The organism is Bacillus sp. FSL L8-0358, from assembly GCF_038593095.1.
GTDB lineage: Bacteria > Bacillota > Bacilli > Bacillales > Bacillaceae > Bacillus > Bacillus subtilis.
Genome location: NZ_CP151962.1, coordinates 483,246 through 502,802 on the forward strand (window position 1 = coordinate 483,246; position 19,557 = coordinate 502,802).

The 19,557-nt window shown below is 44.7% G+C and carries 21 protein-coding genes; 17 read left to right on the forward strand and 4 right to left on the reverse strand.

Annotated elements, in window-relative coordinates:
- Window positions 1–26: 26 nt before the first annotated feature.
- From dctS to NYE49_RS02520, 9 genes are all read left to right on the forward strand, one after another.
- A complete protein-coding gene (dctS, locus tag NYE49_RS02480) occupies window positions 27–1,634 on the forward strand; it encodes a two-component system sensor histidine kinase DctS (RefSeq protein WP_015382818.1) in 1,608 nt (535 codons plus the stop codon).
- The gene (gene dctR / locus NYE49_RS02485) at window positions 1,624–2,304 is read left to right on the forward strand and encodes a two-component system response regulator DctR (RefSeq protein WP_047182122.1); all 681 of its coding nucleotides are present in this window, start codon (window positions 1,624–1,626) and stop codon (window positions 2,302–2,304) included. The genes dctS and dctR overlap by 11 nt, the downstream gene beginning before the upstream one ends.
- A 120-nt stretch (window positions 2,305–2,424) precedes the next feature.
- Entirely contained in the window at window positions 2,425–3,690 is a 1,266-nt protein-coding gene (gene dctP, locus NYE49_RS02490; RefSeq protein WP_014475862.1) for a C4-dicarboxylate transporter DctP, read from the forward strand.
- A 148-nt stretch (window positions 3,691–3,838) separates the two neighbouring features.
- Window positions 3,839–4,891 (forward strand): AI-2E family transporter, encoded by a 1,053-nt coding sequence (locus tag NYE49_RS02495; RefSeq protein WP_003246523.1) that lies wholly within the window; start codon window positions 3,839–3,841, stop codon window positions 4,889–4,891.
- A 119-nt stretch (window positions 4,892–5,010) separates the two neighbouring features.
- Window positions 5,011–5,175 (forward strand): hypothetical protein, encoded by a 165-nt coding sequence (locus NYE49_RS02500; protein ID WP_014475863.1) that lies wholly within the window; start codon window positions 5,011–5,013, stop codon window positions 5,173–5,175.
- A complete protein-coding gene (locus NYE49_RS02505) occupies window positions 5,168–6,094 on the forward strand; it encodes an ABC transporter ATP-binding protein (protein ID WP_003246573.1) in 927 nt (308 codons plus the stop codon). Before NYE49_RS02500 ends, NYE49_RS02505 begins: the two co-directional genes overlap by 8 nt.
- Window positions 6,087–6,854 (forward strand): ABC transporter permease, encoded by a 768-nt coding sequence (locus tag NYE49_RS02510; protein WP_015715273.1) that lies wholly within the window; start codon window positions 6,087–6,089, stop codon window positions 6,852–6,854. The genes NYE49_RS02505 and NYE49_RS02510 overlap by 8 nt, the downstream gene beginning before the upstream one ends.
- A gap of 94 nt (window positions 6,855–6,948) precedes the next feature.
- Window positions 6,949–7,284, forward strand: a complete 336-nt coding sequence (locus NYE49_RS02515) for a hypothetical protein (protein WP_003225151.1) — start codon at window positions 6,949–6,951, stop codon at window positions 7,282–7,284.
- Window positions 7,285–7,411: 127 nt separating this feature from the next.
- Entirely contained in the window at window positions 7,412–8,557 is a 1,146-nt protein-coding gene (locus tag NYE49_RS02520) for an acyl-CoA dehydrogenase family protein (RefSeq protein WP_047182123.1), read from the forward strand.
- A gap of 23 nt (window positions 8,558–8,580) precedes the next feature.
- Here NYE49_RS02520 and fbpB read toward each other — a convergent pair whose 3' ends face one another.
- Together fbpB and NYE49_RS02530 are read right to left on the reverse strand one after the other, a co-directional pair.
- Window positions 8,581–8,760, reverse strand: coding sequence for a Fur-regulated basic protein FbpB (gene fbpB, locus NYE49_RS02525; RefSeq protein ID WP_080344154.1), 180 nt, complete (start codon window positions 8,758–8,760; stop codon window positions 8,581–8,583).
- Window positions 8,714–8,878 carry a Fur-regulated basic protein FbpA gene (locus NYE49_RS02530; RefSeq protein WP_003225157.1) on the reverse strand — a complete coding sequence of 55 codons (165 nt, stop codon included), beginning with the start codon at window positions 8,876–8,878 and terminating at the stop codon, window positions 8,714–8,716. The genes fbpB and NYE49_RS02530 overlap by 47 nt, the downstream gene beginning before the upstream one ends.
- Window positions 8,879–9,124: 246 nt before the next feature.
- On the opposite strand from NYE49_RS02530, the gene NYE49_RS02535 reads away from it, so the two are divergent.
- The gene (locus NYE49_RS02535) at window positions 9,125–9,997 is read left to right on the forward strand and encodes a cation diffusion facilitator family transporter (RefSeq protein ID WP_014475869.1); all 873 of its coding nucleotides are present in this window, start codon (window positions 9,125–9,127) and stop codon (window positions 9,995–9,997) included.
- A gap of 14 nt (window positions 9,998–10,011) precedes the next feature.
- Here the strand turns inward: NYE49_RS02535 and NYE49_RS02540 are convergent, their stop codons facing one another.
- Window positions 10,012–10,332 carry a thioredoxin family protein gene (locus tag NYE49_RS02540; RefSeq protein ID WP_003234326.1) on the reverse strand — a complete coding sequence of 107 codons (321 nt, stop codon included), beginning with the start codon at window positions 10,330–10,332 and terminating at the stop codon, window positions 10,012–10,014.
- 153 nt (window positions 10,333–10,485) lie between these two features.
- Between NYE49_RS02540 and NYE49_RS02545 the strand changes: the two genes are divergently transcribed.
- The 5 genes from NYE49_RS02545 to NYE49_RS02565 all read left to right on the forward strand — a co-directional run bounded on the left by NYE49_RS02545 (window position 10,486) and on the right by NYE49_RS02565 (window position 17,023).
- Window positions 10,486–11,571, forward strand: a complete 1,086-nt coding sequence (locus tag NYE49_RS02545; RefSeq protein WP_014475870.1) for a D-alanine--D-alanine ligase — start codon at window positions 10,486–10,488, stop codon at window positions 11,569–11,571.
- A 71-nt stretch (window positions 11,572–11,642) separates the two neighbouring features.
- Window positions 11,643–13,016, forward strand: a complete 1,374-nt coding sequence (murF, locus tag NYE49_RS02550; protein WP_047183533.1) for a UDP-N-acetylmuramoyl-tripeptide--D-alanyl-D-alanine ligase — start codon at window positions 11,643–11,645, stop codon at window positions 13,014–13,016.
- Window positions 13,017–13,415: 399 nt separating this feature from the next.
- Complete coding sequence (gene cshA / locus NYE49_RS02555; RefSeq protein WP_003246685.1) at window positions 13,416–14,900, forward strand: ATP-dependent RNA helicase CshA; 1,485 nt, start codon at window positions 13,416–13,418, stop codon at window positions 14,898–14,900.
- A 172-nt stretch (window positions 14,901–15,072) separates the two neighbouring features.
- Window positions 15,073–15,552, forward strand: coding sequence for a PH domain-containing protein (locus tag NYE49_RS02560; RefSeq protein WP_015382829.1), 480 nt, complete (start codon window positions 15,073–15,075; stop codon window positions 15,550–15,552).
- On the forward strand, window positions 15,542–17,023 hold the full coding sequence (locus NYE49_RS02565; protein ID WP_038428384.1) for a PH domain-containing protein: 1,482 nt from the start codon (window positions 15,542–15,544) through the stop codon (window positions 17,021–17,023). The genes NYE49_RS02560 and NYE49_RS02565 overlap by 11 nt, the downstream gene beginning before the upstream one ends.
- 196 nt (window positions 17,024–17,219) lie before the next feature.
- Here the strand turns inward: NYE49_RS02565 and NYE49_RS02570 are convergent, their stop codons facing one another.
- A complete protein-coding gene (locus NYE49_RS02570) occupies window positions 17,220–17,819 on the reverse strand; it encodes a rhomboid family intramembrane serine protease (protein WP_015482831.1) in 600 nt (199 codons plus the stop codon).
- A 94-nt stretch (window positions 17,820–17,913) separates the two neighbouring features.
- Between NYE49_RS02570 and acpS the strand changes: the two genes are divergently transcribed.
- A complete protein-coding gene (gene acpS / locus NYE49_RS02575; RefSeq protein WP_015252768.1) occupies window positions 17,914–18,279 on the forward strand; it encodes a holo-ACP synthase in 366 nt (121 codons plus the stop codon).
- A 165-nt stretch (window positions 18,280–18,444) separates the two neighbouring features.
- Window positions 18,445–19,461, forward strand: a complete 1,017-nt coding sequence (locus NYE49_RS02580) for an outer membrane lipoprotein carrier protein LolA (RefSeq protein ID WP_080030712.1) — start codon at window positions 18,445–18,447, stop codon at window positions 19,459–19,461.
- The last annotated feature ends 96 nt before the right edge of the window (window positions 19,462–19,557 follow it).

Sequence of the window (19,557 nt, forward strand, 5' to 3'; positions counted from 1 at the left end):
TCGTAAAGACCCGAAAGGAGAAGCTGATGAACAAAAAGAAGCTCTCAATCCGTTGGAAAATCACGATCTTATCCTATATACTCGTCATTTTCTCCTTTTTGATCGGCGGCATTGTGCTCATCGGCAACATTCAGCATACAGAGGAGCGGGAGCTGAAAAAGCGGCTGATGAATACGGCCCGGACAGTGTCAGAGATGACAGAAGTGAAAGAAGCCTTGGCGCGAAAAAAACAAACAGAAGCTGTTCGCCATGCGGTTGAAGAAATCAGGATGATTAATGAAGCAGACTATATTGTCGTCATGGATATGAATCACATCCGATATACGCATCCTGTCAGCACAAGCATCGGAAAGAAATCAGAAGGTGCAGACGAGGAGGCAGCGTTTGCGGAGCACATTTATTTCTCTGAAGCAAAGGGTGAGATCGGCACGGCGGTTCGCGCTTTTTATCCGGTTAAGGATCAAGACCTGAACCAAATAGGCGTGGTGCTTGTCGGAAAAACGCTGCCGGGGATCGCTGACATCCTGCTTCATTTAAAGCGTGATATCGCATTCATCGTTGTGCTGACACTCGGCTTCGGCCTTGCGGGTTCCTTTTTGCTGGCCCGCCATATCAAAAAACAAATGTTTCAGCTTGAACCTCATGAGATTGTCCGAATGTATGAAGAACGGACAGCGACGTTTCACTCGATGAATGAAGGGGTGATCGCCATTGACAATCGTCTCATCATTACGATTTTTAATGAAAAAGCGAAACAGATCTTTGAAGTGCAGGGGGATCTGATCGGCAAGGTGATTTGGGAGGTTCTCAAGGATTCGCGCCTGCCCGAAATCGTGGAGCGGAACAAAGCGGTTTATAATGAAGAAATTCGTGTCAGCGGAAAAGTCATCATGAGCAGCAGAATTCCGATCGTCATGAAGAAAAAAGTGATCGGCGCCGTTGCGATTTTTCAGGACAGAACGGAAGCGGCCAAGATGGCAGAGGAATTGACTGGTGTCAGAAACTTTGTGGAGGCGCTCCGTGTCCAAAACCATGAGCATATGAATAAGCTGCACACGATCGCCGGTCTCATCCAGCTGGGGAAATCTGAAAAAGCCTTGCAGCTTGCATTCCAGGCGTCAACTGAGCAGGAAAATGTGACTGAATTTCTGCACCGCTCGATTCAAAATGACGCTGCGGCAGGCCTTCTATTAAGTAAAATCAGAAGGGGAAGAGAGCTCGGCATTGCTGTTCATATAGATGAAAACAGCAGTCTTCAGCAATTTCCCGAGCATGTTGATCAGCATGATATCGTCGTGCTTTTGGGGAATCTGATTGAAAATGCCTTCGGCTCATTTGAAACCGTTCAATCTGAAGACAAAAGAATTGACATTAGTATCGAACAAACAGATGATATCCTTGCTATTTTAATAGAAGATAACGGCTGCGGAATTGATCCGGCACATATGCCTCGCCTTTACGACAAAGGTTTTACGGTCAATAAAACTGGCGGCACAGGCTATGGCTTGTATCTAGTGAAACAAATCATAGACAAAGGATCGGGCACGATAGAAGTTGATTCACATGCGGGGCAGGGGACATCTTTTTCTATCGTTTTTCCAATGAAGGGGGAGGAAGCACAGCATGGCTCGTAAAGAATGGAAGGTTCTGCTCATTGAAGACGATCCGATGGTTCAAGAGGTCAATAAGGATTTTATTACAACTGTTAAAGGCGTTACTGTCTGTGCAACGGCAGGAAACGGAGAGGAAGGCATGAAGCTGATTAAAGAAGAACAGCCGGATCTCGTCATTCTCGATGTGTACATGCCGAAAAAAGACGGCATCAAGACCTTGCAGGAGATCAGAAAGCAAAAGCTTGAAGTGGATGTCATTGTCGTCTCCGCTGCAAAAGACAAGGAAACGATCTCACTCATGCTGCAAAACGGGGCGGTTGACTATATCTTAAAGCCGTTTAAGCTTGAGCGAATGAGACAGGCGCTCGAAAAGTACAAGCAATATAAACAAAAAATCGAAGCGAATGATACGCTCTCCCAGGAACAGCTCGATGCGATCCTGAATATTCCGCAGCAGGCCGTACAGGATCTGCCGAAAGGGTTGAATCACTTCACGATGAATGAAGTCACTGCTTTTTTGAAACAGCAAACCGCATCCCTTTCTGCTGAAGAGGTTGCCAAGGCGCTCGGCATCGCCAGAGTGACAGCCAGACGATATCTTGATTACTTAGAAAAAACCGGGGCCATCCAATTGGACGTTCAATACGGAGGAGTCGGCCGGCCGGTCAACCGCTACGTGTTAAAAGGATAAACCTGAGACCAAAAAGACCAAAATGTCCGTTATGATCATAAACTTCCCCAGACGTTATGAAAACGCTATCATTCTAGTAAGAAAGACACAAAAGGCGAATAGGACAGGGGGATGAAGGATATGAAACTGTTTAAAAATTTAACAGTTCAAGTCATAACCGCGGTCATCATCGGGGTCATTGTCGGGCTGGTCTGGCCGGATGTCGGCAAAGAAATGAAACCGCTTGGCGATACATTTATCAACGCTGTTAAAATGGTGATCGCACCAATTATTTTCTTCACAATCGTTCTCGGGATTGCAAAAATGGGCGATATGAAGAAGGTTGGAAAAGTAGGGGGAAAAGCGTTTATCTATTTCGAGGTTGTCACCACCCTCGCACTCATTATCGGTTTATTTGTCGTCAATATTATGAAGCCGGGTGCGGGTCTTGATTACAGCAAGCTTGAAAAGGGAGATGTATCACAATACACGCAAAATGGCGGTCAGGGAATCGACTGGATTGAATTTGTTACACACATTGTTCCATCCAACATGGTTGATGCCTTCGCAAAAGGGGACATTTTGCAGGTCTTATTCTTTTCTATTCTTTTCGGAGTGGGTCTTGCGGCATTAGGTGAAAAAGGGAAAAGCGTCATTGATTTCTTCGACAAGGTTTCTCATGTTTTTTTCAAAATTATCGGCTACATTATGCGTGCCGCGCCAATCGGGGCATTCGGGGCGATGGCGTATACAATCGGACACTTCGGGCTCGATTCCATCAAACCGCTGGCAAGCTTAATGATGTCTGTTTATATTACGATGTTCCTGTTCGTATTTGTTGCTTTAAATATCATCTGCAAGCTTTACGGATTCAGCCTGTGGAATTACCTTCGCTTCATTAAGGATGAGCTTTTGATCGTGCTTGGCACAAGCTCTTCCGAATCGGTGCTTCCGCGTATGATGGATAAAATGGAGCGCTACGGCTGTTCCAAATCAGTTGTCGGGCTAGTTATTCCGACGGGCTATTCGTTTAACCTCGACGGCACATCCATTTATTTATCAATGGCGACTGTCTTTTTGGCACAGGTGTTTGGAGTAGACCTCAGCATCGGCCAGCAAATTACGATTATCCTCGTTCTGATGCTGACATCGAAGGGAGCGGCAGGTGTGACGGGAAGCGGATTTATCGTCCTTGCCTCAACGCTGTCAGCGCTGCAGGTCATTCCGCTGGAGGGTCTTGCACTCCTGCTCGGGGTCGACCGTTTCATGAGTGAAGGAAGAGCCATTGTGAACCTGATCGGAAACGGAATCGCCACGATCATTGTTGCAAAAAGCGAAAATGAATTTGATGAAGCAAAAAGCGTAGAGGCTGTTGAAGGCATGAAAAAAATGAAAACAGCAGTCTGAAAAAAGAACGGCCCATCCATGGGGCCGTTTTTTTAATTGTTTAAGAATTATTAAGGTAAGGACAGAGACCTCAGCATTTTTTTGTTATATAATTTACAAATGGATACTATATTGAATGAAGGACGTTTGTCCTAACAGGAGTGTATAAATGGCCGCTTTAGTTAAATTTTTTCAGCACCCGGGAGTAAGGCGTTTCTCCATCTTTGTCGTGTTAACTGGTGTGTTATATCTATTTAAGAGCATGATCAACTTAATATTGCTTACCTTCATTTTCACATTTCTAATGGATCGTTTGGAGCTTGTCGTGCGGCAGTTTGTAAGCCAGTTCTTCCGCGTGAGCCAGCGGGTTGTCATTACGTTTCTTTACATGTTGCTGGCTGTGCTGCTTACAGTCGGGGGCTTTGTGTTTTATCCGGTCGTCGCGGCGCAGATCCAGCAGCTGGTAAAGCAGATTAAACATATTGCGTATCATCCTGACAGCATCCCTTTCTTTGATGAGATCACCAGTGTCTTCGGAGATATTAACATCAGTTCATATGTCAAAGAGGGCTTCAATGTAGTGTATACGTATCTGGCCGATATCAGCACATTCGGTTTGCAGGTCGTGATGGCGCTCATTCTCAGCATGTTTTTCTTATTTGAGAAAAAACGGCTTTCTGAATTCATGGCGAAATTTAAAACGAGCAAACTGAGGGTCTTTTATGAGGAGATTGCTTTTTTCGGAAGCAAATTTGCAAGAACGTTCGGCAAGGTGCTCGAGGCTCAATTTATCATTGCGCTCGTCAACTGTATTCTGACGTTTATCGCGCTTTGGATTATGCATTTTCCGCAGCTGTTTGGGCTTTCGATTATGGTGTTCTTCCTTGGATTGATCCCTGTAGCAGGCGTCGTCATTTCCCTGATTCCGCTCAGCATTATCGCCTACAGCACTGGCGGTGGAATGTATGTGCTCTACATTGTCCTTGTCATATTCGCCATTCATGCGATCGAAACATATTTCTTAAATCCGAAGCTGATGTCGGCGAAAACAGAGCTGCCAATCTTTTTCACCTTCACTGTACTCATTTTCTCTGAACACTTTTTTGGCATATGGGGTTTAATTATCGGGATTCCGATCTTTGTGTTTCTCCTTGATATTCTGGATGTCACCAACAAGGAAGATAGGTCTAAAGGACCCCGAGAGAATAGCGATAAAAAGTAGTTTAAAATCGAATAATGAGTGTGCCTCGATCTCCCGGCCTGCCTGTTCAGGGCATGGAATTAAGACTCGGAATCGGGGCTTGGCATTGCTTCGCACAGTGGTGAACACAACAGGTGACAATGCCTGTCATCATTACAGAAACTGAAAAGAACAAACAGTCGGAGCAAACGCTCATCATCGGTTTAACCAAACATTTGGAAGCAACAAATGCTATAATACAAACAGTGCCTAATGTTGGGCACTGTTTATTTTTTGTCGAAAAAGGAGGAAGGCTTTATGGCTGAGCCGATTTTACATATTGAAGGCCTCGATAAAAAGATTGGGTCTAAACAGATTTTAAAACAGATCAGCATGGACGTCATGGAGGGTGAAATCATCGGCTTGCTCGGTCCGAATGGTTCCGGAAAAACAACACTCATCCGTATCATCGTCGGGCTGCTGAAACAAAATAGCGGAAGCGTGACAATCAGCGGATTCCAGCATGATACAGAGTTTGAAAAAGCGATGGAGGCGGTTGGAGCGATTGTTGAGAACCCTGAGTTCTATCCGTACCTGACAGGCTGGGAAAACCTCAAGCACTTTGCGAATATGCACAAAAAAATAGCGGATGAACGGCTTGATGAAGTGGTGGAACGTGTCGGGCTGACGTCAGCGATTCATGATAAGGTGAAAACCTATTCCCTTGGGATGCGCCAGCGTCTGGGAATCGCCCAGGCCATTCTTCACCGGCCGAAGCTTCTCATTCTAGATGAACCGACAAACGGCCTCGATCCTGCGGGGATGAAGGATTTTCGCGATCATATTAAGGAACTCGCAGAAATGGAAGGAACAGCTGTCCTGTTCGCCACTCATTTATTGCGCGAGGTTGAAGACTTGTGCGATCGTGTCATCATCATTCAAAAAGGTGAGATCAAAGCGGAAGTCAGCTTACAAGGAACTGATCAAACCACAGAAAAAGCGATTATAGAAGTGCAGCCGCAAGAAAAAGCGCTCAATTGGCTGACAGGCAATCAATATCAAGCTGAGAGCCAAGACGGGACGATTGTAGTTGAGGTGGCAAAAGAAAACATACCGGAGCTGAACCGATCACTTGTCGGACAAGATCTGAATGTATTTTCCATTACGCCTTACACGCAGTCACTGGAAGACGAATTTATAAAAGCGACAACAGCTCATCAAGAGGAGGGAGAAGAGCTTGTCTAAATTAATTTGGAATGAACATATGAAACTTTTTAATCGGAAGGTCACTTTGGTTTCCCTTATCCTGATGGCTGTCTTTCAATTCTTCATGGCATTGATCATTAAACGGATTGTCATCAGTGCCGGAACAGATGAAAACTTCATCGGCTATTTATCGTATACACCGAGCCTGAACATTTTGCTGCAGGCTTTAACGATCGTAATTGCAGCAACAATTGTTTCGATGGAATTTGATAAAAAGACGATCAAATTTTTGCTCATTCGTCCGGTTAAACGCCAAAAGGTCTTTTGGTCAAAATTAATCACAGTCGTGATGGTCAGCTTCTATTTGTATCTGGCATACTACATTCTGGCATTATTATTCGGTCTCGTGTTTTTTGGCACATCGGTGACTGCGGAATCAAAGACATTGCTGGTCAACACTTTGGCGCTGATCGGGTCAAACTGGCTTGAAGCTGTAATGATGGGATTATTCGGGCTGCTTTGTTCTTCGCTGTTCCGCAATAGCGCGGTAGCAGTTGTTGTTTCTTTTGTCGTTTTATACGGAGCGAGTACACTTGTTCAGCTCATGAAGTTGTTTGAAAACAAGTGGGGCAGCTTTTTGCTTTTTGCGAACACTGACTTTACGCAATACAGAAGCGGAGAGACAGCGTTGTTTTCAGGTATGACGCCATTGTTTTCAATTGGAATTCTCATCATACATGCCATATTCTTCATCGTTGTTGGCTGGTGGTGCTTCTGTAAACGGGATGTTCGGGTCTAAAGGCAAGGAATGACATTTTTGTGAAAAAGCTCACGTAAATCAATATCAAGTGATATTTTGGTTTATACTAAAGGTACTGACGGAGGTGTCTCGATTGAGGAACTTTATTACCGCTTTACCGATTGTATTGCTGCTTGGATTCTCATTTGTGTCATTCATGTTTCAGTTTGAACATCTTGTTTATTTCAGGCTCGCGCTTGGGTTGTTTTCTCTCGTGGGACTGTACATGATATATAAAATGAAGACGGGCATCCGCTATTTTATCATCTATCTGTATGCCAGCTGGATTGTGTTGGCCGCAGTGACCGCTTTTGAAGAGCCGATTTTCTCAAGCTTTTTCTTTGGCGGCCTGGTGATGACGATGGGTTACCTGACATATATGCTGATTTATCTCGGCATGAAACAAGACCGGGATGCAAATCCTGTGTAATCGCGCTGTTCCCTTGGGGAACAGCGTGTTTTTCTATACTGGGCAAAAGATTAACAGTTGCGGAAAAATGGCAGGAAATCTATAATACATATTAAATTTATCGGAATTAAAACTGGGGGGCTGCCGGATGTCATTATTTATACAAAACGATCAACAGCGGCAATGGATGGAGAAAATCGGACGGATTGCGGATGAATTTCAGCAAACAGCTGCTGAAGATGACGAGCAGGGACGTTTTCCTGCAGAGAAAATACAAAAACTGCGTGATGCTGGGTATACAGCATTAACATTGCCGGTATCTCATGGCGGAGGGGGCATTTCTGTTTACGATATGCTCCTGTTTCAAGAACGGCTTGCACGGGGAGATGCTCCTGCGGCTCTTAGCATCGGCTGGCATTTGAGTGTAATCGGGGAGCTTGGAGAAGGCAACAGCTGGGATAAAGACGTGTTTGCGTTTGTTGCCAAGGAAGTCCAGGATGGTGCTGTCATTAACAGGGCGGCGACTGAAGCGAAAACCGGAAGCCCGACAAGAGGAGGGCGCCCCGGTACACACGCCGTCAAAAAGGATGGCAAATGGGCAGTGAACGGAAGAAAAACCTTTACGACGATGTCACAAGCACTGGATTATTTTTTAGTAACCGCATGGATTGAGGAAAAACAAACAACAGGCGTGTTTCTCATTCATAAAGATGATCCCGGTTTGTCGATTGAAGAAACGTGGAATATGATGGCGATGCGGGCGACTGGAAGCCATGACCTCGTACTGAACGAAGTCATGCTTGATGAGAATAAGCTGGTGGAACTGCTTCAAGGGCCTCGCGGAGCTAAGCCGAATGGCTGGCTGCTTCATATTCCGGCGATTTATCTTGGTGTTGCTCAAGCTGCTCGTGACTATGCAGTGCAATTTGCATCTGAGTATTCTCCAAACAGTTTGAATGGACCGATCAAGAATGTCCCGGCCGTACAGCAAAGAACAGGCGAGATGGAGCTTGAACTGCTCAATGCCAGACACTTTCTATTCCATATCGCTCAATTGTATGACGATCCGGAGCGGCGTCCACACTTGACCAGCGAGCTAGGTGCGGCGAAACATATCGTCACAAACGCTGCGCTGTCTGTTGTTGATAAAGCGATGAGAATTGTCGGGGCCAAAAGCCTGGAACGAACCAACCCGCTTCAACGCTATTACCGTGATGTGCGCGCCGGTCTTCACAACCCGCCGATGGATGACGCCGTGATACACAAGCTGGCAGCTGAAGCATTTGAGTCATAAAAAAAGAGCCTTACCGGCTCTTTTTATGTATTGTTTTGCTCCTGCAGATTTTTTTGATGCTTGCTGTCGATCCTGTCATAAATAACGTTCATCAGCTTTGGATTGCCCATAATCGCCTCTTTGTTTTCCTGGATCAGCTGTTGGTAAGTTTTCACTTTACGCTTCGGCATGCTCCGGCGCCCTCCTGACATGTTTGTATTCACTTTCTAACTCCGTCAGCGACAATTCATACAGATGACGCTTTGACTTTTTGTATATACCATTCTGTATTAACAGATGAATGAGCTGTTTTTTTCTGATTTCTGCAGACTGAGGTGTCATTGTGTCACCAACCTCCAATCAAACGATATTGATAATCATTATCAATTAACTTCAGTATACAATGTCCGCAATAGCCTGTAAAGATGAAAAGAGTCCTATTCTTGGCCAATTTACAAACATTCAACAAATCGACAAAAAGTTTCCCGGGCAATAATGTGCTGTCGAAATATTCCGCTTCATTGAACGCGTCCTGCTATTTTTCATGTTTTGAACCATACTATGTAATAGAATGGAGGCTGGTATTCAATGGAGCGGACAGAAAATCTGAAAAAGGGAGAAAAAGGGGCGCTCCTCAATATTTTTGCATATGTCATTCTTGCTGTTGTAAAGCTAGTCATCGGGATTCTATATCATTCTGAAGCGCTGAGAGCAGACGGGTTAAATAATGGAACAGATATTGTTGCGTCAGTAGCAGTGCTGATAGGATTGCGGATTTCTCAAAGACCGGCTGACAGCGATCATCCATACGGCCATTATCGGGCTGAAACAATTTCGTCTCTTGTTGCGTCTTTTATTATGATGGCAGTCGGCATTGAAGTGTTAATCGGCGGAGGAAAAGCGATTGCGGGCGGCACAACGGAAACGCCAAATCTTATCGCGGCATGGACGGCGTTAGGCAGTGCTGTGTTTATGTATGGCATCTATTTATATAACAAAAGGCTGGCAGCGTCCATTAAAAGCTCTGCCCTGATGGCAGCGGCAAAGGACAGCAGGTCAGACGCTTTTGTAAGTGCCGGCGCGTTTATCGGTGTTTTTTCGTCCCAGCTGAAGCTGCCGTGGATTGATCCGGTAACGGCTTTTATCATCGGCATCATCATTTGCAAAACTGCTTGGGATATCTTTAAAGACGCTTCACATTCCTTAACAGACGGCTTCCATTTAAAAGATCTTGAGCCTTACAAACAGACAGTCGGCAGGATCGAAAATGTGCATCGCCTAAAGGATGTGAAAGCGAGGTATTTAGGCAGTACAGTTCATATTGAGATGGTCATTACGGTTGATCCGAAGCTTACAGTAGAAGAAGGCCATGGAGTGGCGGATGAAGTAGAAGACAAAATAAAACATGAACACGATGTCACTCATGTTCATGTTCATGTAGAGCCTGACGACATAAAATAAGGCTGTTTAACGAATTAGCTTATATGTTCAGATAAAAATTCAGTCACTTCTTCAGGCGTTTTGGCATTGGCGCTGTGAAGGTGAGCTGTTTTTTCACCGTTTTTGAAGATAAGCAGGCTGGGAATGCCCATTACTTGGTATTTTTCAGCCAGGTCAGGAAGCTCGTCCTTATTCAGCTCATACCAATCGTTTTGGTTATACTCTTCCAAAATATCGCCGATGAACATATTCATGCGTGTGCAGTCTGGGCACCAATCAGCATAAAACTTTACAATGATTTCTTTATCGGATTGAATCAGTTCATTAAATTGTTCGTTTGTTGTGATTTTTTTCATATGTCACATCTCCTTTTCAATGCCATTTTAATATAAAATAAAAAGGAATTACATACAAATGCATTCAACATCAGCATGCCCAAAAATAATTAGATCATTTTCCGGTGAAAATGATAAGATAGTAAAGATGAATTGTAGTGGGGGGAGTATCCATTGAAAACAAGTCTAGGATTAGTGTACGGAGGAAAGTCGGCAGAACATAATGTTTCCCTGCAGACAGCTCTGGCTGTAATCAAAGCGCTAAATACTGAGAAGTTTGATATACATCCGATTTATATAACAGAAAAAGGCGAATGGGTTAGAGGCGCCCGTTTAACTGAGCCTGTTTCAAACGTGAAAATGCTTCAATTTGAGCAAGGAGGCAGTGCTTTTTCTCCAGCTGCCCTGAACCAGGAGATGTTTCCGCAGGAAGCGTCACAGCAAAATGAAGCCATCGACGTCGTATTCCCGCTCCTCCACGGACCGAACGGAGAAGACGGTACGATCCAGGGAATGCTCGAGCTGTTGAACATTCCTTATGTCGGCAACGGAGTGCTTGCTTCCTCAGCTGGCATGGATAAAGTTGTCATGAAACATTTATTTGCGCAGGCCGGCCTTGCTCAGGCTAAATACGCAGCTTTCCTTAAGAAAGACTGGACTCGTTCTCCGAAAGAAAGCTGTGAGCAGGTTGAACAGGAATTAGGCTACCCTTGCTTCGTAAAACCGGCGAACCTCGGCTCAAGTGTCGGAATCAGCAAATGCCGAAACCGTGAAGAACTGCAAAAAGCGTTTGAGCTTGCTTTCCAATATGATCGCAAAGTCGTCGTTGAAGAAGGAATTAACGGCCGCGAGATTGAGATCGGCGTTCTTGGAAATGACGATCCTAAATGCTCTGTTGTGGGAGAAATCGCACCGAAGACAGATTTCTACGATTACAAAGCGAAATATGAGGATGGAGATACTGATCTGATGATTCCGGCAATTGTGACCGATGAGGAATACGCAACAATCAGTGATATGGCGATCAAAGCGTTTAAAGCGATCGATGGTTCAGGACTCGTCAGAGCGGACTTTTTCCTGACAGCTGACGGCGAAGTTCTGATCAATGAAGTCAACACAATGCCTGGCTTTACACCTTTCAGCATGTTCCCGCTGCTCTGGAAAGAAGCCGGAGTGGAATATGCTGACCTGATTGAACAGCTTGTGGAGCTTGCAAAAGAACGCCACGCTGAAAAACAATTGATTAAGCATACATTCTAATGAAGAAGGACACTGCCGGTAAAAGGGCAGTGTTTTTTCCCGTATATACAAAAGAAAGAGAGGGACCTTACTTGATTAAGCGAACAGTAAAAAACATTGCCGAAATGGTTAAAGGCACACTAACAAATCCGCAATATGAACAAACAGTCATTCATGGAGTGGCAACCGATACAAGAAAACTGGAACAACATCAGCTCTTCATTCCGCTGAAAGGGGAACGTTTTGACGGCCACACTTTTGTGGAGCAGGCTTTTGAAGCTGGTGTAGCGGCTGTTCTTTGGGATCGGTCAGAACCAAATCCGCCCGAGAATCACGCCGTCATTTTAGTGGACGATACCCTTACCGCACTTCAGCAGCTTGCAAAAGCCTATTTGCAGGAGCTTGGCACGCGTGTCATCGGAGTAACTGGAAGCAATGGCAAAACGACAACAAAAGATATGATTCACGCCGTACTGGGGACCCAGTACCGTGTTCACAAAACAGGAGGAAACTTCAATAATCACATCGGTCTGCCGCTGACGGTTTTAGCGATGCCTGAAAATACGGAGATCGCCGTATTGGAGATGGGAATGAGCGCCAAAGGAGAAATTGACCTCTTGAGCCGACTGGCAAACCCGGATGCGGCAGTGATTACGAATATCGGCGAATCGCATATGCAAGACCTGGGCTCTAGAGAGGGCATCGCGGAGGCGAAGCTTGAAATCATTAACGGGCTTAAAGAAGACGGAGTGCTGATTTATATCGGGGACGAACCGCTTCTTCAAAATGCATACAGCTGCCAGACGAAAACGTACGGGACGGGAGCGCATAATGATTATCAGCTTCAGGATGTCAGCCAGAGTGAGGAAGGAACCCATTTTACAATCAAAGGGATAGAACAAACGTTTTTTATTCCGATTCTCGGCAAGCACAATGTGATGAACGCCATGGCTGCGATTGCTGCAGGGGCTTATTTTGGCATCACGCCTGAGGGTGCGGCAAAAGGACTGAGCAGCCTAAAGGTAACCGGGATGAGACTTGAACTCATCAAAACAGACAGCGGCCTTTCGATAATCAATGACGCTTATAATGCGAGCCCGACTTCCATGAAAGCTGCAATTCAATTGACAGAAAGCCTCGAAGGCTACGGCAAAAAAATGCTCGTGCTCGGTGATATGCTTGAACTCGGCGATCTTGAAGAAACGTTCCATAAAGAGTGCGGCGCTGTGATCAGCCCTGAGAAGATCGACCGCGTCTTTACGTACGGAAAACTGGGAGCTTTTATCGCGGAAGGCGCCCTGAAACACTTTGAGAAAGACCGCGTCAGCCATTACACTGAAAAAAAAGATCTCCTCCAAGCTGTGAAGGAAAACGCATCAAAAGGCGATTTGATTTTAATAAAAGCGTCCAGAGGTATGAAGCTTGAAGAAATCGTTAAAGATTTAATAGAGAGCCCGCTTTCATAAGAAAATATTTTGCGAAAAAACGCATATTGCATCATAAAATAACATGATATGCAAACACTAATGTATGCCGGCCGAAAATTATGTATATCTGGCCGGCTGCGGCTATGATACAATATATATAGGTTATTTCGCGATACGAACATATTCGTCCGGACTTTTCATCGTGACCCGAAGTTCTCCGCCGGATTCTTGGGAGCGGATGGAGCAGCAGCCGGCATATTCGAGATGCCGATCTGCTTCTCATCTTATTGAAAAACAAATAGTGTAATGGTAAGATAAAACTTAAAGTAATTCGGGCTTTGTATACGGATGGATCCTGTCCTTCTTGTCTAAAGGGCAGTTTTATAAGTGGTAAATCACGACATTACTGAAACAGCAATTAGAAGGAGTTTGAATAATTTGACTATAACGTTTCAAGATTTTAATTTAAGTTCTGATCTCATGAAAGCAATTAATCGTATGGGATTTGAAGAAGCAACACCGATTCAGGCACAAACGATACCGCTCGGACTTTCAAATAAAGACGTCATTGGACAAGCGCAAACAGGTACAGGTAAAACAGCTGCGTTTGGTATACCCCTTGTTGAAAAAATTAACCCCGAGTCTCCTAATATTCAAGCAATCGTAATCGCGCCAACCCGTGAATTAGCCATTCAAGTATCTGAAGAATTGTATAAAATCGGACAAGATAAACGTGCGAAGGTTCTTCCTATTTACGGCGGACAGGATATTGGACGGCAAATCCGGGCGTTAAAGAAGAATCCGAATATTATTGTCGGAACACCTGGACGTCTTCTTGACCACATCAACCGCCGCACAATTCGTTTAAACAATGTAAATACCGTTGTAATGGATGAAGCGGATGAAATGCTGAACATGGGATTCATTGATGATATTGAATCTATTCTTTCAAACGTGCCAAGCGAGCATCAGACACTTCTGTTCTCTGCCACAATGCCTGCGCCGATCAAACGCATTGCAGAGCGATTCATGACTGAGCCGGAACACGTAAAAGTAAAAGCGAAAGAAATGACGGTTTCTAACATTCAGCAGTTCTATTTGGAAGTGCAAGAACGCAAAAAATTCGATACACTGACTCGCCTTCTTGACATTCAGTCTCCTGAGCTTGCGATCGTATTCGGACGTACAAAACGCCGTGTCGATGAGCTTGCTGAAGCCCTGAACCTTCGCGGATATGCAGCTGAAGGAATTCACGGTGACTTAACGCAGGCGAAACGTATGGTTGCGCTTCGTAAATTTAAAGAAGGCGCAATCGAAGTTCTAGTCGCAACTGATGTTGCCGCTCGCGGACTTGATATCTCAGGTGTTACACACGTATACAACTTCGACGTGCCTCAAGATCCTGAAAGCTACGTTCACCGTATCGGAAGAACGGGCCGTGCAGGAAAAACAGGTATGGCGATGACGTTCATTACACCGCGTGAGAAAAGCATGCTTCGCGCAATTGAACAAACAACAAAACGCAAAATGGACCGCATGAAAGAGCCTACACTTGATGAAGCGTTAGAAGGCCAGCAGCAGGTTACTGTTGAACGTCTTCGCACAACAATCAGTGAAAACAACCTGAACTTCTACATGACAGCGGCAGCTGAGCTGCTTGAAGATCATGATGCAGTAACAGTGGTTGCGGCGGCTATCAAAATGGCTACAAAAGAGCCAGACGACACACCGGTTCGCTTAACAGACGAAGCGCCGATGGTCAGCAAACGCTACAAGAACCAGCGCTCTTCTAAACGCAGAGACGGACAAGGCGGCGGCTACCGCGGCGGAAAAGGGAAAAGCAACAACCGTTCTTCCTATGACAAAAAGCGTTCAAACGATCGCCGTTCTTCAGGTGACAGACGCCAGAAAAAATCTTACTAATTTGATCGATTCAGAGCCCAAAACATGATGTTTTGGGCTTTTTTATGTTCGCGATTTGTTATTCAGCAAACTTTCAGCTGACGGAAGCCATTTTTCTCTGTATGCTTAAGAATGAAACCTTTCTGTAAAAGAGACGTATAAATAACGACGAAAAAAAGGGAGGTAGGTATTTTTGAGAGAGCAGCCAAAAAACCAAATCAGTCCAGACGGATTAAAGGTTTGGCGACTTCAAGAGATCATCATATCCGCTGTTTGCTTGCTTATTGTCATTGCAGTTGCAGTGTTAAGCTATTATTTTCATTGGCCGTACTGGATCAGCAGCGTGCTCGGCGCGGTTTGGCTGCTGGGATCGATTGTGACGGTCTTTATCATTCCGAAAGTCCGTCATAAGGTGTGGCGATATGAAGTCCATGAACATGAAATAGATATTCAGTCAGGTATTTTTGTGGTGACACGTGTGATTGTTCCGATGGTCAGAGTTCAGCACGTCGATACGTCACAAGGTCCATTATTGAAAAAATACAACCTGGCAACGGTGAAAATTTCCACGGCCGCGACCGTTCATTCGATCCCCGCTTTAGAGATGGAGGAAGCGGATCGGCTGAGAGACTCCATTTCCCGTCTGGCAAGGGTGACTGACGATGATGTCTGAACCGAAACGCCTGCACCCGGCAGCAGTTATTTTGAATTTATGCCATACCATTATTCAAACGATAAAAAATATCATTCTGCCATTCTTTTTTGTGTATATTGTCAATTCAAACCATACTGTCCGTTTTTACGGGGCCATTGCGCTCGGTGTGCTGTTCATCTGGCTTGTAGCGGCAAGCATTATCAAATGGAGAAGGTTTACCTATCGAATTGAAGATGATGAATTTAGAATCGAAGAAGGCTTATTTGTGACGAAAAAGCGATACATATCGATTGATCGCATTCAAACGATGAATACAAGCGCAGGCCTTGTACAGCAAATCTTTAAGCTTGTGAAGCTGCAAATTGAAACAGCAGGCGGAGGCAAGGAGGCAGAAGCCGTCCTTTCTGCTATTTCTGTTGAAGAAGCCGAGCGCATCAAAGAAGCTGTCTTTAAGAAAAAAGCGCAAAGACGAGAAAATGAACTTGATGAAGAACGGCTTGAAGCTGAAGAGGAGTTGGTTCCGGCCGTTGAGGTGCAAGAGCACTATCGCATGAACGCGAAAGAATTGCTCATGGCCGCTTCTACCTCCGGCGGAATCGGAGTCATTATCTCCGCTGTATTTGCACTTATTTCCCAGCTTGATGAAGTGCTGCCAATGGATTGGTTATTCGATAAATTTTCCTTCCTTCAGCACGCCAGTATTGGTATTTACGCGGTACTCATTTTTATCGGTTTATTTATCGCCTGGATTTTCAGTATCGCGGGCATGATGTTTAGATACGCGAACTTTCAAATTATAAAAAAAGAGCAGGAACTGGTGATTTCAAGGGGAATTATTGAAAAACATCAAGTCACGATTCCGCTGCGAAAAATACAAGCCATTAAAATCAAAGAAAATATTATTCGCCAGCTTTTCGGATTTGTAACGGTGTCCATCGTCAGCGCAGGAGGCGGCGACCGGGAAAAAGAAGAAGGCGCTTTGACCATTCTCTTTCCAATGATTCATAAAAAAAAGCTTCCGCACATGCTCCGAACATTTACGCCGGAATACACGCTGGAAGAAAACTGCCGCCGCCTGCCGCGGCGCGCGTTGAAACGCTATTTGTTCCGTTCTGTCATTTTTTCACTCTTTTTAATCATTCCGTTATGTATCTTCTTTCAGCCATGGGGCTATCTGTCAGTCATCCTGCTGCCGATAGAATTGTTCTTCGGCTATCTCGCGTATAAAGAGGCTGCATGGACGATCAACGGGGACCGTCTTCAGCTGACGTCTAGATTTATAGGCAGAACAACCGCCATTGTATTGAAAAAACGAATGCAGGTCTGCAAGTTCAGCCAATCCTATTTCCAAAAGAAAGGCCGCTTGTATACCATTTCTACTTCGGTGAAATCATCGAGCCACATGGAAGAATTAACGGTGAGGGATGTAGGTGAAGAGGATGCAGCCTTCATTTTAAAGTGGTACTCATATGAAAAAGCGGACGGTTAATACCGCCGCTCCAGCGTGTCGGCAAACCCTCGCATTCGTTGTCAGGACTGCGTTTCGGTGCTCACGAATTAGAACATTCGCTCCGCTCCTATGCTCGTCCTTCCTAGACTTCAAGGGTTTTCAATCACGCTGAAAAGATGACAAAATCCTAAAATGAAAACCATTTTAGGATTTTGTCAACAATCTGAAGCGGCGGTTAATACCGCCGCTCTTTTTTTTGCACGCATAAAAACGAAAGAAGAAACCCGCCGCATAGTCCAAACAGATGGGCCATCATGTTAATATTGGAGTTGATAAACGACATGAGAACGGCAAATGCGAGCAGTGTGATGATCATTTTGGAATGCTCCTGCCCTATTAGCTCATTGCGAAAAAGAACCATAAACAGGTACACGCCGAATAGCCCGAAAATTGCGCCTGAAGCACCGACATGCACGTAATCAAGCGGCTCTGTAACATAAGTGCCGATATTGCCGATGATGCCGGAGCCGGCGTATACAAGAAGGAAACGCGCTTTTCCCAGCATGCGTTCCAAAGCCGGGGCAAATAAAAAGATGGACATGGAATTAAACAGCAGATGTGTGAAACCGGCGTGCAGCAAAATCGGTGTGATCAGCCGCCACCATTCACCGTTTGCGACACCTAGATTATAGCCTGTGACGGTATCCCTCCATAACACGACTGAATGGGCAGGAAGTGAAAAAAACAGCCAGAGAACAGCTTGCAAAGCCAATATAAAGGTGACAACGGGGTAAAACCTGATAAACGTTTGAAAATTTTCAGTCCGTATAAACATTCCGAGCCCCTTTTCTTCATTTTGGTATATCTATAGTAACACGTTTATGAGACAAACCATTTAAATAGTACGTACGCAAAGGAGGTTATCATACATGATTTACGGCATTGGGCTGGACATTACCGAGCTTAAACGGATCGCCTCTATGGCTGGACGCCAGAAAAGGTTTGCCGAGCGGATTTTGACGCGAAGCGAGCTTGACCAATACTATGAGCTTTCAGAGAAAAGAAAAATCGAATTTCTCGCGGGCAGATTCGCGGCAAAAGAAGCTTTCTCGAAAGCGTTTGGCACCGGCATTGGGAGACAGCTCAGCTTTCAGGACATTGAAATTAGGAAAGACCAAAATGGCAAGCCCTATATCATTTGCACGAAACTGAGCCAGGCTGCCGTTCACGTATCGATCACTCATACAAAAGAATACGCTGCCGCGCAGGTTGTGATTGAAAGGTTGTCAAGCTAGTCTGCATATTAGGGAAACCCCACTCATATATTTGATAGTGCATTAAGGGAGACAAGTTGTTTGAGGCTTTTATGGTACGCATCTGTTCTGCCTAAACGTGTACCGAGCGTACCGTTAAAGTCAAACAAGCGATTTCTTCCTTTTACATCAATTGAGAAAAAGGGGTTGAAAAAGGTGAGAAAAAGCTTTGTTTTGCTTTTAACGGGACTGCTTGCTGTTCTTATTCTTTCTGCCTGCGGGCAAAAAACACAGCAAGATATTGTGGCCGGGTTAGATGAAAAGGCGAAAGAATACACCTCGTACAAAGCAAAAGCGAAAATGACCATCGAGACAGGGAGTGAGCCTCAAGTATACAATGTGGAAATCTGGCACAAAAAGCCGTCTCTGTACAGGGTTTATTTAGAAAATCCGAAAAAGGACCAAAACCAAGTCATTTTACGAAATGAAAACGGAGTATTCGTTCTCACGCCGTCTTTAAATAAGAGCTTCAGATTTCAAAGCGATTGGCCGAACAACAGCAGCCAGGTTTATCTGTTTGAATCGCTCGTAAAGGATGTTCAAAACGATTCGGATGCAGTTTTCACAGCGAAAGAAAAGAAATACGTATTCGAAACAAAAACAAACTATCAGCATAACAAAATGCTGCCCACGCAAGAAATTACATTTAACAAAAAAGATATGAGCCCGTCATCTGTCAAAGTGATGGATACTGACCGGAAAGTGATGGTCAAAGTAGAATTCAGCAGCTTTGAATTTAATAAACAATTTGATAAAGAATCATTTGATGAAAAGAAAAATATGACCCTTTCTCAAATGGATGTCGCCACAAGCGCGAAGCCTTCCGATACATTTGCGGTCAAAACGCCGCTGGAACTGCCGCTTGGCGTCAAGTTGCTTGAAGAAAAAGATCTATCTACTGAAGACGGGAAGCGCATCATCATGACGTACGGAGGAGAAAAATCATTTACGTTAATTCAGGAAAAAGCCCAGATTGCCAAGGCTTCCTCCTCCGTTACGCTGAACGGCGAACCGGTAAATCTCGGCTACACCATCGGCGCCCTGTCGGATGCATCATTATCATGGACATATGACGGCGTAGATTACCTTCTCTCTTCTAAAGATCTTTCTAAAGAGGAAATGGTGACAGTAGCGAAAAGCATGCAGGGACAATCATCGAAATAACCGCCAAAGGCCAAACATGATTTGGCCTTTTTTTCGTTAGACATCGTTTCCCTTTAGCCTTTAATTTTAGTATGATATGTAAATGATATTGAATAA